At 46.1% G+C, this 12,760-nt stretch carries 13 protein-coding genes; 7 read left to right on the forward strand and 6 right to left on the reverse strand.

Annotated features, from left to right (window positions below):
• Position 1 precedes the first annotated feature (1 nt).
• On the forward strand, positions 2–841 hold the full coding sequence (locus tag HQQ92_RS14975; protein ID WP_173246417.1) for a heme ABC transporter ATP-binding protein: 840 nt from the start codon (positions 2–4) through the stop codon (positions 839–841).
• A 115-nt stretch (positions 842–956) separates the two neighbouring features.
• Positions 957–1,301 (forward strand): DUF2956 domain-containing protein, encoded by a 345-nt coding sequence (locus HQQ92_RS14980; RefSeq protein WP_173246420.1) that lies wholly within the window; start codon positions 957–959, stop codon positions 1,299–1,301.
• Positions 1,302–1,347: 46 nt separating this feature from the next.
• Here HQQ92_RS14980 and HQQ92_RS14985 read toward each other — a convergent pair whose 3' ends face one another.
• Entirely contained in the window at positions 1,348–1,767 is a 420-nt protein-coding gene (locus HQQ92_RS14985; protein WP_254306331.1) for a hypothetical protein, read from the reverse strand.
• A gap of 715 nt (positions 1,768–2,482) precedes the next feature.
• Complete coding sequence (locus HQQ92_RS14990; RefSeq protein WP_173246423.1) at positions 2,483–4,021, reverse strand: leucyl aminopeptidase family protein; 1,539 nt, start codon at positions 4,019–4,021, stop codon at positions 2,483–2,485.
• Here HQQ92_RS14990 and HQQ92_RS14995 point away from each other — a divergent pair.
• The 4 genes from HQQ92_RS14995 (at position 4,013) to HQQ92_RS15010 (ending at position 8,242) form a co-directional block, all read left to right on the forward strand.
• On the forward strand, positions 4,013–4,189 hold the full coding sequence (locus HQQ92_RS14995) for a hypothetical protein (RefSeq protein ID WP_158682986.1): 177 nt from the start codon (positions 4,013–4,015) through the stop codon (positions 4,187–4,189). The two genes, HQQ92_RS14990 and HQQ92_RS14995, sit on opposite strands and share 9 nt — an antisense overlap.
• A 51-nt stretch (positions 4,190–4,240) precedes the next feature.
• Positions 4,241–5,701, forward strand: coding sequence for an aminoacyl-histidine dipeptidase (locus HQQ92_RS15000; RefSeq protein ID WP_028761557.1), 1,461 nt, complete (start codon positions 4,241–4,243; stop codon positions 5,699–5,701).
• A 246-nt stretch (positions 5,702–5,947) separates the two neighbouring features.
• Positions 5,948–6,502 carry a cache domain-containing protein gene (locus HQQ92_RS15005; RefSeq protein WP_028761558.1) on the forward strand — a complete coding sequence of 185 codons (555 nt, stop codon included), beginning with the start codon at positions 5,948–5,950 and terminating at the stop codon, positions 6,500–6,502.
• 93 nt (positions 6,503–6,595) lie between these two features.
• Positions 6,596–8,242, forward strand: a complete 1,647-nt coding sequence (locus HQQ92_RS15010; RefSeq protein ID WP_173246426.1) for a methyl-accepting chemotaxis protein — start codon at positions 6,596–6,598, stop codon at positions 8,240–8,242.
• Between the two features lie 153 nt (positions 8,243–8,395).
• Here HQQ92_RS15010 and HQQ92_RS15015 read toward each other — a convergent pair whose 3' ends face one another.
• Positions 8,396–9,328 (reverse strand): DMT family transporter, encoded by a 933-nt coding sequence (locus HQQ92_RS15015; protein WP_173246429.1) that lies wholly within the window; start codon positions 9,326–9,328, stop codon positions 8,396–8,398.
• 92 nt (positions 9,329–9,420) lie between these two features.
• Here HQQ92_RS15015 and HQQ92_RS15020 point away from each other — a divergent pair, with 92 nt between their 5' ends.
• Positions 9,421–10,320 carry a LysR family transcriptional regulator gene (locus tag HQQ92_RS15020; protein ID WP_173246432.1) on the forward strand — a complete coding sequence of 300 codons (900 nt, stop codon included), beginning with the start codon at positions 9,421–9,423 and terminating at the stop codon, positions 10,318–10,320.
• Positions 10,321–10,364: 44 nt separating this feature from the next.
• Here HQQ92_RS15020 and dinB read toward each other — a convergent pair whose 3' ends face one another.
• The 3 genes from dinB to bfr (HQQ92_RS15035) form a co-directional block, all read right to left on the reverse strand.
• Positions 10,365–11,441, reverse strand: a complete 1,077-nt coding sequence (dinB, locus tag HQQ92_RS15025; protein WP_173246435.1) for a DNA polymerase IV — start codon at positions 11,439–11,441, stop codon at positions 10,365–10,367.
• A 203-nt stretch (positions 11,442–11,644) separates the two neighbouring features.
• Entirely contained in the window at positions 11,645–12,112 is a 468-nt protein-coding gene (bfr, locus tag HQQ92_RS15030) for a bacterioferritin (protein ID WP_011918791.1), read from the reverse strand.
• Between the two features lie 9 nt (positions 12,113–12,121).
• Positions 12,122–12,595 carry a bacterioferritin gene (gene bfr, locus HQQ92_RS15035; RefSeq protein ID WP_006080475.1) on the reverse strand — a complete coding sequence of 158 codons (474 nt, stop codon included), beginning with the start codon at positions 12,593–12,595 and terminating at the stop codon, positions 12,122–12,124.
• Positions 12,596–12,760: the final 165 nt, after the last annotated feature.

Raw genomic sequence — 12,760 nt, forward strand, 5'->3', positions numbered from 1 at the left:
TATGGCTGCAACATCCTTTGCAAATCAACCAACACAATCGACAACTTATTCAGCCAAGGCGCAATTTGATCGCACCCAGCTCAGCATTTGTCAGCTCGATGTCAGCATCGGTCCAAAAACCGTGCTCAGTGATATTAATGTACAGTTTCAATCGGGTGCGGTAACCGCCCTACTCGGCCCAAATGGTGCGGGTAAATCCACCCTGCTTAAAGCCCTTTGCCAAGAAATCAGCACACCAAGGCAAAGTATACGACTAGGCCATAGCCAGCTGGCGGATTGGCCTAGGAGCGAGCTGGCAAAATCCTTAGCTGTACTGCCGCAACACGCCAGCCTCACCTTTCCTTTCACTGTGTCAGAAGTCGTAGCAATGGGCTTATATCCCTTAACCATCAGTAAGATAGAAGGTGATGCGTTAGTTACCGAGCAACTGGCGCAAGTGGGCTTAACCCATCTGGCTAAGCGCAGCTATCCAACCCTCTCTGGCGGCGAGAAACAGCGAGTCCAACTCGCCAGAGTCTTAACTCAACTCAGGCAATCGCCGTTTCCGCCCGTACTATTACTGGATGAACCAACATCGGCGTTAGATCTTGCCCAGCAGCACAGAGTACTTGAATTAGCCCAAAACTTAGCTCACCAACAAGGCTACACTGTAATAGTGGTACTGCATGACTTAAACCAAGCCGCGCGCTATAGCGATCAATTAATTGTGTTAAAACAAGGGCGAATCGTCAGTGAAGGCACGCCATCCAATGCTTTGTCGGTTGATACCATTAGGGAAGTATGGGACTACGAGCCCGTATATATCCCCGCCCCAGAGGGTGGACACCCACTGATTTTTTAATGGAAAGAAGATATTCATCTTACGTTTTTGAGGCCTAATGTAGGTATAATCGCTGCGTTTACACTTTTAGCTGTCACCTTTTAGCCACAGCCGCATTAATTTAGGCAGAGCCCAGATGAAACCCACTATCTCGACAGAAACTCAACAAGAAGCACTGGTCGCAGCCAAAGCCACCCAAAAGCCGGGCCAAACCAAAGAGCAAACTAAACTCATTGCCCAAGGGATTGAAAAAGGTATAGCTGAATATAAAAAGCTGCAAAAAGCCAAAGCTCGCGAACGGGATAAAGCACGTAAACAACAGTTGAGAGCAAAATCTCGCACAGTTAATGACACTGATGAACTAGAGGATTCAGACGCATTATTCGAATCTCAACGTCAGTTCACCACCGCGACTTGGATTGCAATAACGCTTTTACTATTAAGTTGGGTAGGGTTTGCCGCATATATCTTTGCAGATTAAAGGCTATGATTTATATATAAAAATTAAAAAATCTATATATCACTTGTTAGGCAATATCCTCTAATACCTTACACACATCATTAATTGAAAAAATATTACCGTTAAGGCTTGCTCTGTCTTTTGATATATTCAGAACAAGCCTAAATACGTTGTTCGCATCAGGATAACGGGCAAGCTTTAAAATGATGTCATCACCATTTTCTTCTGCAGACCGAAAATCCCAGCCCTTCCCTGATAAATCAAAAAGCACTTCCGCCGTTTCAGTATTGATTAACACTGGCGCATAAACCCAATGCGACATTCGCATCTCACTGGGGTTGATATCCAGTGTTAACTTACCATTTTGAAAAAACAGCTTAGTGTCCATAAACAGTCCCTGAGTAACAAGTATCACAAGCGATAGGCCGATAGCTTGTATATTGAACCCCATATCCATTTGTTGTCCATACCGCATCACTTCTAACACGAACCATTTACGCTCATTACCATCAGGCAAAACCGTTAAACGCTTAAGCAAAAAAAAAGACAAAAAAAAGCCTGCTCAATGAGCAGGCAAAGACATATTTCAAGCGTCCCTTTCGGGGAAGTACATTACCGCGCTAGCGGGAAAAACCTGGCATATTCATGCAAAAACATCAATATGCTACTTGAGTCTAAACACGCCAAAAAAGGCGATACAAAGGTTGATGGATGATGGAAACTTAAACTTTAAGGAGGGTTAGGCCTTAAAGCTCATGGCGAATAAACCGCCACGCAAAACATCAGTGTTAAACCAAGTGTTTTGCCAATAAATATGGTTGTTGCCTGTATAAGACATAGTCAATACTCCTAAATTAGTTGTGATTAAGTACTCTAGTGAAGCTTGGCTCGGTTCCTTGGAACTAGAGATTCTCATATCCGTTGAGACGACTTGTCACTCAGGTCCTTGGAGAAAAATATCCATCCTGGATAGACTAGAGAGGAAAGGCATAGTGCCTAATCCACGAAAGCAATTATATGGATTTGTAGTTTTATTACAACCTTTATTTGTATTTTTTTTGATTAAGGCTTTTTAATGTAATTAAATTACACAATTATAGTGAGGTTAATGGCGACCTGCTTCACAGAAAAACAGAAATAACCCTGTAAATATCTAATAAATAAGATATTACAGAATTATTTCTATTTGTTACCACAAATCGTTAGCGATTGATCAGATATTGATACAAGCCCACCAGCGGACTCGCTGTAGGTTTGCCGTAGAGCGGATCACCTTCTGTTGCACTGCCTGCAATATCTAAGTGTGTGTAAGCCAAGGGAATAGGGGCTGTTACACCATGGTCAAATAGCCCCGATGCTTTCAGTAAAAATGCCGCGGGATATTGATGTCCACGGGCGGTAATCGATGATGGCGCATTATTGGAAGATAATATTTCAGCAGCGCCTGACACATCGCGGATCTTAGCGAAGTCTTCAGGGCGTAATGTAGACACTTCAAAGGGCTCACCCCATTGAGTCGCCTGCTGCTGTAAAGTGACAGCGCATTGCTGTGAACTCGCTACTGAGTTTTCCACCGCCGCAGGATAACTGCCATAACAACGTACGACATGACCTGTGAGTGTTGCTACCGAAAACATCTCAGGCTTCACCGCTGACACGGCTTTGATACGTAAATGGCTCAGTAAATCCGCCAGCACTAAGCGCCCTTCGGCATCCGTATTACCAATTCGTACCCTCACACCCGCATGGCTCGTAATAATTTCATCGGTCACGAAGGCTTCGCTGCCTATGCTGTTACGCACTAAACCTAACTCGGCAATCACTCGAATACCTTTAGGCTTGAGCATTGACAGAGTTTTAAATAAACCCGCCACGGCAGAAGCGCCACCTTTATCACGACTCATACCCGCCATAGCGCCGCCGACTTTCAGATCGGCGCCGCCGGTATCGTAAATCACGCCCTTACCCGCAAACAGGAAAGTGCGAGTCACTTGACCCTCTGGCAGATACTCTAGTTTCACCACGCGAGGCTGATGACGACCGACGGCAAAAGAAGAACGCGCCACGGCGCTGAGTAGCGGATAATCACGCTCTAAAATATCTCTGTCTTCTACCACTGCGGTTTTGATCACGCTGCCCGCTAAGGATTGCAGACAATAATCGGCAAAGGCTTTAGCCGACATGCGCTCAGGTTCAGTACCACACAAATCCCGCGCTAATACGCGGCCCGCTTCTAAGGCATTGAGCAAATTGCTGTTATGGGTTGATGAAGATAATAACCCTATGGCCTCAAATGCAGGCGTTAAGCCAGTCGCTTCACGCAGCTCTAAGGTTTGCCACAGTTCTTGACCGCAGGCTAATGCTGCGACTTCAGAGGCAAAACTAAAACGTGAGTCCTTCGATGGCACTACATATAACAATGGACGTTTTGCACCTGCGTCTTTTGCAATGGCAATCGCCGCCCTTGCAGCATTGGCATAGACTCGCACGTCCACATACTCGTCATTCACTTGGGTGACAGGGGCAATGATCAAACGCCCTCCCGCAAGCCCTGGGGCAAACAGTAATGTCGGGCTCTTACCCACGCGCTTATCCACGTGGGCACCGTGCTGAGCCAATAAACCTATCTCATCAAAACCGATAGAATCCAGATCGGGCGTCACCACCACAACCGCATCCCAGCCTTCACCATCAAAAATGGCATTTTCTGCTTTTACATCAACGAAGTTAACTTGAAACATGACCCATCCTTTTTCATTATTGTGCCTGCATTATTCCCGCTCTATCGCTTAATTACCAATCTAAAAGTGGTACCGACACTCCCAGAAAAAATCGAACTGGAAACTTTGGCTGCCAGCTCACCAAAAGCCTGTGACGCTGAGATTATTTGGCTGCACAGAATGTGGTAGAATGGCCGCAAATTTGCCCTATACCCACAAGACCTTATGAGGGACACTCAAGTGACAGCCTTAAGTCAGTTATACCCGCAGCCATTATGGCAATGGTTCGAACAAATTTGCGCGATTCCCCATCCATCTAAGCATGAGCAAGCCTTAAGCCAGCACATTCAAGCGTGGGCTAAAAGCAAACAACTTGCCGTCGTTGAGGATGCCGTTGGCAACTTGATCATCCGTAAACCTGCGACGCCGGGTATGGAAGATCGTAAAATAGTGGTTATTCAAGCTCATATCGATATGGTGCCACAAAAAAATGCCGATAAAGTGCATGATTTTACTAAAGATCCTATCGAAGCTTATGTCGATGGCGATTGGGTTAAAGCCAAGGGTACAACCTTAGGTTCAGATAACGGTATTGGCATGGCATCGGCTTTAGCCATTTTAGGCTCTGATGATATCAAGCACGGTCCATTAGAAGTGCTGCTGACGATAGATGAAGAAGCGGGCATGACAGGCGCCTTCGGTTTACAGGCTGGCATGTTAGACGCTGATATTCTGATCAATACCGACTCAGAGCAAGAAGGTGAAATCTACATGGGCTGCGCCGGTGGCGTTGATGCTCAAATCACCCTGCCTATGGTGTGGCAAGCCTCTGAGCAAAGTTACTCAGCCTTTAGCCTGCACTTATCTGGCTTAAAAGGGGGTCACTCTGGTGTGAACATTCACTTAGGTCGTGGTAATGCCAACAAGCTATTGGCGCGTTTCCTCTTTGAAAACGCAGATGATTTAGCGTTGGAGTTGACCCAATTTAGCGGCGGTTCACTGCGTAATGCGATCCCACGTGAAGCCAACATCAGCTTTATGTTGCCAGAAGAAAACGTCAGCGCCTTAAACGAAAAAGTCGCTGAGTTTGAAGCGCTTATCCGCACCGAACTCGCCATTGCCGATCCCGATATGCGTTTAGTGTTAAACACTATCCCCACGCCAAAACGTGTGATGAGCGAAAACAGCCAAAATACCCTGATCGATTTGCTGCATGTGTGCCCGAACGGCGTGATCCGCATGAGTGATGAAGTCGAAGGTGTGACTGAAACCTCGCTCAACGTTGGCGTTATCAGCACTAACGATGAAGAAGTCACTATCCTGTGCCTTATCCGCTCGCTGATCGATTCTGGCCGTACTCAAGTCGAAGGCATGTTAACTGCGCTGACCAACTTAGCCGGAGCCGATATCGATTTAAGCGGTGCTTACCCAGGCTGGAAGCCAGATAACAGCTCACCTGTAATGGCGATAGTGCGCGAAACCTATCAAGACATTTACCACAAAGAGCCAGTGATCATGGTGATCCATGCTGGTCTCGAGTGCGGCCTATTCAAGAAACCCTATCCAGACATGGACATGGTCTCGATTGGTCCCACCATTCGCTATCCACACGGTCCAGACGAAATGGTAAACATCACCACAGTAGGCCAATATTGGACATTATTATTAGCCGTACTCGAGCGCATTCCAGTCAAGGCTTAATGTTCTAACCTTACCCAAGCTCACTCAATTCAAGGCCACATCTGCTCAAGTCAGATGTGGCCTTATTTTTTACCACGGCTTCTATTTGTGTGTAGAAATGCCATCGATAAAATTTTTATGAAAGAACTGAATAACTTGAATTTTCTACTATAGTTGTTCTGTCTTACCCTAACGTATTTTTGCTTATCGCGCTTTTAGAGATAACCGCTTTCCCCTTCAATACTGTGACCTTAAGGAATAGAGATCATGAAATTTGGTAAAATCTTGTCAGCCGCCGCACTACTGCTCAGCAGTAACCTCAGTTTCGCCGAAGAAGTCCCCAAAGCCGTTATCGACCTAGCCGATTCACTGATGCCATTAGGCAGAGAAGTGGTACTGGTGAATGCCGTTAAAGCGCAAAACGCCCAAGGCAAAAGCTTAGATTCAATCAAAACATTAGATGAAAAATGGATTGCCACCGCAGGTATTGATGACTTTATGTCATCCCTGATGAACAACGAAGCGGCTAAGTTTCTCACGACCTTCGAAGCCAGCAAACCTTACTACCAAGAAATTTTCCTCATGGACAATCAAGGCGCAAACGTCGCCATGATCAGTAAAACTTCAGATTATTGGCAGGGTGATGAAGATAAATGGCAAAAATCCTTCGCCAATGGCAAAGGTGATAAACACATAGGTCCGGTCAAATTTGACGAGAGCTCCCAAGCCTATCTAGTACAAATTTCTATTCCAGTGATGGATGGCGATGCTGCAATTGGTGCTATCACGATTGGGATCAACCTAGATCAATTTGGACTCTAATTACCAGAGAACGCCAGTGATGGGCTGCACTCTTACCACAGAGGTTATTGCGGCTCTCACCTTTTCAGTGTATCAATCAAGGAGGGCGTGACTATGGAATGGTATAAAGATCTATCCGTTAATCAGAAACTGACTTATCCAAGTCTGCTACTCGCTGGCGTAGTCATCTTCGCCTCTTCAACTGGCATTTTAGGACTCAAAGCCTTAAATCACAGCGCGAATACACTCGCGCTTGAATACTTACCTAGCCAATCTGAACTACTACAAGCCGATAAAGAGCTTTATCAAGCTCAAGTGGCCGAGCGCAGCCTGATGTTTGTTAACGTGGGCACAGACTCTTACAACGACCTTTTAAAGCAGCACACTAATAGTATCTCTCTCGTTAAAGAACATATTGATAAGTTTGCCGATGTGACCACAAGTCCCCTCGCTAAAGATAAGCTCAATGAATTGAATCACAGTTTCGATATTTGGCGAGCGACAACCACAGAAATCAGTAATCAACGCACCCAAAATGGCCGTAACGGTAGAACAACGGCGATTGATCTTAGTTTCGGTCAAGCAGCAACGCAATTCGAGCAACTACACCAGAACATTAATCATTTAATCAATGATTTAAACAGTAATACTACCGCAGCGATAGCCCAAGTAGATGATGATGCCAATCATGGACAACAGATGCAGTTAATTGCCTTAGCCATCAGTCTCTTGATCTGCATACTCTTTATCGTTGCACTGCCTAAACTCATCAGCAAACCGCTGGCGGTTTTACTCGCAAAAATCCACGACATTACCGATGGTGATGGCGATTTGACCGAACGAGTCCACTTAACCTCTAAAGACGAGCTTGGTGATCTCGCCAAGGCATTCAATCATTTTCTCGATAACTTACACGGTATTATCTCGCAATTTAAACAGTCTACATCAGAGCTCAACACCGCTGCCGAAGGTCTAGCCAAAACCAGCGCATCAGCAAAACATAACTTGATGGATCAACAAGCTGCCACCCACAGAATCGCCGATGCCAGCGATCATATTGCCGCCTCAGTACAAGAAGTATCAGTCAGTGCCAGTCATGCCGCCGATGCCGCTAAACAAGCCGACGTATTTACCGCCGACGGTCAGGCAAGAGTGAAAAAAACCATCAATGTGATTCGTGAACTTGCGGGAGATGTAGGCACGGCAGAAATGCAGATCAATAAACTCGAACAGGAAGGCCAACATATTGGCCGCGTGCTTGAGGTGATTCAAGCCATTGCCGAACAGACGAATCTATTAGCCCTTAATGCTGCAATTGAAGCGGCGCGCGCGGGCGAACAAGGACGCGGCTTTGCAGTGGTTGCCGATGAAGTGCGATCCCTTGCCTCTAAGACTCACCAATCCACCGAAGAAATTAAATTAATGATCGCCAATGTGCAAAATGGCACTCAAAGCGCTGTGGCGGCGATTAATATCGGTAATGAAAAGGCTATCTCAAGCGTAGAAGCCGCCAGTAATGCCGGTGAAGCCTTAGCGCATATTGCAGAAATGGTCAGCCAAATTAGTGAGATGAATAATCAAATCGCCCTAGCAGCTAAAGCGCAAACCACTATGGCCAACGAGAGTCATCAAAATATTCAACACATTGCCGAACAGTCGGAGGAGAGTCTACGAACCACTGATGAAATCTACGCAGCAAGCGTACAACTCTCGTCAATGGCGAGTAATCTCACTGCGCTGGTCAGCCGCTTTAAACTGTAATTTGTTGAGGGTGAAAGCTTTTATATAAGTTACCTTTTGTAAATCAGTGATGTTTGAAAAGTCCCCTCTAACGAATAAGGGAGCATAAACCTGTCGCAGTGATTATCTGAATTCAGGTGCTCCCTTATATTTAAACAGCAAAGCTAGCACTGATTAGCAGCGCTTAACCACTAAGCCTCTTGCCGCGCGCAGGTTGACTAACATAGGTAACATCAACGCAAGGATCACTATCAGCATCCCTACCAACTGAATTTCCGTCACCGCCTGCCCCATGGCTAACGCCGTTAATGCTGCAAAAACGGGCACGAGATTAAAAAAGATCGATGCCTTAGCGGGGCCAAGCGCTTTAACGCCGTTAATCCAAAACAGATAACCGAGCACAGTGGCGAACAAACCTATGTAGAGCACGCTAGAAAAAGCCGTTGCCGACACTTCCATCAACTCCAGCCAAGGGTGAAACTCACCTCGGCCAAGCCCAACCACGGACATAGACACACTGGCAGCTATCATACTCAGCAAGGTAAATGGCAACACAGGCAACCGATGGCCGACCCGTTGCGAACAAATGGTATAACCACTCCACGCCAACATGCCGGCGGCAATCATCACATCACCTTGGTTAAAACTAAAGTTGAGCAACTGCTGAACACTACCGTTGGTGATCACTAGCAGTACGCCCGCCAATCCACCCACTAAGCTAAACACTTGTTGTCTGCTGAGCCATTCACGCTGTAATAGCGCATTGACGATTGAAGTCACCAGCGGGCTGAGCGCCATAATCAAGGCACCATTGGCAGCAGAGGTATGCTGCAGGCCATTAAATAACGCCAGATTTAAGCCGCCCACACCAATCACACCCACTAACGCTATGACAATATATTGCACCAAACTCAATTTGGGCCAAACCTGACGAGTAAAAACGATATATAACGCTAGAGTCACAGCCGCAATGGTAAAACGCCAGAAGACGAGGGATTCTCCTGACATCTCCTCCAGCACTCGCTTAGCAATCGGAAACACACTGCCCCAGCTAAAAACGCAAATCAGTAGACAAACGAATGTCATGTAAGGTGTATGGGATTTCATATCGGCCTCTAGGGAGGTAATTGGGATTGAGCTTAGTTTATAAGTTTCATATATTATTAAAACACACAATATTGAGAGCTTAAATTCCAAATATGAAACTTAATTATTCCTTAGACGATATGCGCTTATTTTGGGTGGTGGCACAGCAAGGGAGTTTTAAGCTCGCGGCGCAGCATTTAGGCATTCCACCTTCAACCTTAAGCCGTCGAATCAATCTGTTAGAACAATCCTTAGGTCTGCGTTTACTGCACAGAGACGCCCATAAAGTCAACCTTACCGCCACAGGTCAGCGGTATCTCGAACGCTGCGGCCCGCTGTTTATCGAGTTAAACCAGGTATCTGGTGAGTTGCATGCGGATAAACATCAAGCGGTTGGCAAATTGCGGATCTCGGCGCCCATCAATACAACCTATCGCTGGCTAGGTGAATCACTCAACGCCTTCCAACGGCATTATCCCAATATTGATATCGATTTAAGTCTGTCGAACATGAATATCGATGTCAGTGAAAACGCCATCGATATCGCCTTTCGAGTGGGCGAACCTAAAGATCCCGATTGGATTGCAAGGCCACTTACCACGATTAGCTTTGTACTTTGCACCAGCACATCGGCAACGCAGTGGCATGCGCTGCAATCCATTGAAGAGCTGGATCAGCATCCGGTTATCATCGCCAAGCCCACAAAAACGTGGCGTTTACAGCACAATAGCACAGGGCAAAATGTCGAGTTTGAACCAAGGGGGAATATCAAACTAGCCGTCGATGATATGGCGATTGCCTGTCAGGCCGTGGTGGCGGGGCTTGGGATTGGACTCATACCCATCAGCATGGCGAGTGAACAGATACGAAGTGGCAAACTCATTCAAATACTGCCCGAGTGGCAAGGTATTCCGCGCACCGCCTACTTGATGTATCGCGATCGAGACAACCTGCCCTTACGGGTCAGACTGTTAATTGATTTTATGTTGGCGAATCCACCCGAGGCTTATTGAGCCAATGCAGGCATGAGTCTGCGGCTTATCGGCACCATAAACGGCTAGAGTGCTAAATCCAGCTGAGTCTGGCCGTTTAAGCTTGTGGCGACGACAAGAGTAGAATCGGTAAGGCCGACCGAAATACCCAATAGACGAATGCCACGGCCTTCTTGCCTTTCCATAGCCTGTGCGAGTAGCTCATAGAACATTACAATCGAGACTTCATCGCTGCGGTGCTCAATTGTAGTCTGCTTGAAATCGTTAAACTTAAGTTTGACCACCTGTTTATGTATTTTGCGTTCCTTAGCACTGCGACTTAAACGCAACGACAGTTCTTGGATCAAACTCGGCATCACCTGCTGGCACTGCTCTAAGCTATAAATATCCTTTGCTAACGTGGTTTCAACACCCACTGATTTGCGCTCTCTGTCGGCAGAAATACCCCGTTCATCTATGCCTTGGGAACGCTCAATCAACACGCCACCAAACTTACCGAATCGCGCTAAGAGCTCAGGTTTAGAATAAGCTTGCACATCACCACAGGTATTGAGCCCGAGCAAAGAGAGCTTTTCGGCGGTGACTTTACCAACACCGGGAATTTTACGCAGCGATAAGGTCTTAACAAACTCAGAAAGCGTCTCTGGCGTAATGACATATTGGCCGTTTGGCTTGTTCAGATCCGAGGCGACCTTAGCTAAAAATTTTACTGGCGCGATACCCGCCGATGCGGTTAAACCCGTTTCGGCTAAGATATCGCGACGAATGGCCTGCGCAATCAAGGTCGCAGAGCCCTTATATTGTTGGCACTCACTCACATCCAAATAAGCTTCATCTAAGGAAAGCGGCTCAATTAATTGGGTATATCTGGAAAATATTTCACGAATTTGTAGCGACACTTCTTTGTAAACCTGCATCCGGCCTGGTACTAAAATCAGCTCAGGGCACAACTTAAAGGCATAAGCCGTTGCCATTGCTGAACGTACACCGAATTTACGTGCCTCGTAACTACAAGTACTGATAACACCGCGACGGTCGCTACTGCCACCCACAGCTAAAGGCTTGCCACGGTACTCAGGAAAGTCGCGCATTTCCACAGCAGCAAAATAGCAGTCCATATCGATATGAATAATTTTTCGCACGTTGAATTCCTCCAACGCCAAAATACTGTATATAAAAACAGTAATCAAGTGTTCCTGATAGATTTGGGGCCAATAAGATGTGGCCTAGCGCTAGAAAAGAGAACAAGACAAGTGTGAGGAACAACAGACATGCTTAATAACTGAGTTTCCTAGGCCATTACACTCAGTGGCCTAGGTATTTACTCAACCTAACAATCTAAGGCTCACATCTTAGTTTGCAGGTAGTTTTGCAATCCAACACGATCAATAAGCCCAAGTTGTTTTTCGAGCCAATACATATGGTCAGACTCTGTATCGTCGAGTAATACTTCAAGGATTTCACGGGTCTGGTAATCTTGCTTCTGCTCACACAGTGCAATCACTTTGCGCAAATCGTCCGCGACCTTGTATTCGTAGGCGAGATCATTACGTAGCATCTCTTCTACATCTTTACCTATGTTCAATGCCTCACGGGCGGCAACATTGGGTGTACCTTCGAGGAATAAAATGCGCTGCACTAATTTGGCTGCATGGGCTTTCTCATCATCTGACTCATGGGCGATACGCTCATAGAGTTCATTCAGGCCCCAATCTTCATACATATGGGCATGGACAAAATACTGATCCATTGCCGAGAGTTCTCCCGTTAGGAGTCGATTTAACGCATCGATGACGTCTTTATCGCCTTTCATATCTTGCTCCTATTGGTCGCTAATTTGCGATTGTAGATAATTTTGAATACCGGTTAGCGTAATGAGCTCTTGCTGCGACTCGAGCCAATCTAAGTGCTCTTCTTCGTCTTCGAGAATATCTTCCAGCAGATCGCGGCTCACATAGTCCTGTTCGGCTTCACACAAGCTGATCGCATCACGCAGCAATGTAAGCTGCTCTTGCACCATGGCCAGATCGCAGTCGAGCATCTCTTGGCTATGTTCACCAATGCGAAGTTTTTCGAGTTGTTGCAGATTAGGCAGACCTTCCAAAAACAGCACTCGCTCGATGAGCTTATCGGCGTGCTTCATATCTTGGATGGATTTTTTGTATTCGACGTGGTTTAACTTCTCTAAGCCCCAATGTTTAAACATGCGGGCATGGAGGAAATATTGATTGATGGCGGTCAACTCACAGGTAAGCACCCGATTCAGTTGCCCAACCACTTTAGGATGACCTTTCATAAGTTACTATCCTTGGTAAGCGTGAAAAGATTGATCTAAATCAAGCTTCTAGCCTAGTACAATTTATCGACCAACTCAAATTATCTTTATATTTCACTCACTTAATGATGAAAAGCATTCTCATTCCTGCTTAGATTAACTTGCTATCCCACTCTAATCCCAAGG

Origin of the sequence: Shewanella sp. DC2-4 (assembly GCF_013248875.1) — a bacterium.
In the GTDB taxonomy this organism is placed as follows: Bacteria; Pseudomonadota; Gammaproteobacteria; order Enterobacterales; family Shewanellaceae; genus Shewanella; species Shewanella oncorhynchi.

Coding starts and splice junctions, on each gene's coding strand:
- HQQ92_RS14975 (WP_173246417.1), top strand. CDS start 2: ATGGCTGCAACATCCTTTGCAAATCAACCAACACAATCGACAACTTAT.
- HQQ92_RS14980 (WP_173246420.1), top strand. CDS start 957: ATGAAACCCACTATCTCGACAGAAACTCAACAAGAAGCACTGGTCGCA.
- HQQ92_RS14990 (WP_173246423.1), bottom strand. CDS start 4,021: ATGTTTCAAGTTAACTTCGTTGATGTAAAAGCAGAAAATGCCATTTTT.
- HQQ92_RS15005 (WP_028761558.1), top strand. CDS start 5,948: ATGAAATTTGGTAAAATCTTGTCAGCCGCCGCACTACTGCTCAGCAGT.
- HQQ92_RS15010 (WP_173246426.1), top strand. CDS start 6,596: ATGGAATGGTATAAAGATCTATCCGTTAATCAGAAACTGACTTATCCA.
- HQQ92_RS15015 (WP_173246429.1), bottom strand. CDS start 9,328: ATGAAATCCCATACACCTTACATGACATTCGTTTGTCTACTGATTTGC.
- HQQ92_RS15020 (WP_173246432.1), top strand. CDS start 9,421: ATGAAACTTAATTATTCCTTAGACGATATGCGCTTATTTTGGGTGGTG.
- bfr (WP_011918791.1), bottom strand. CDS start 12,112: ATGAAAGGCGATAAAGACGTCATCGATGCGTTAAATCGACTCCTAACG.
- bfr (WP_006080475.1), bottom strand. CDS start 12,595: ATGAAAGGTCATCCTAAAGTGGTTGGGCAACTGAATCGGGTGCTTACC.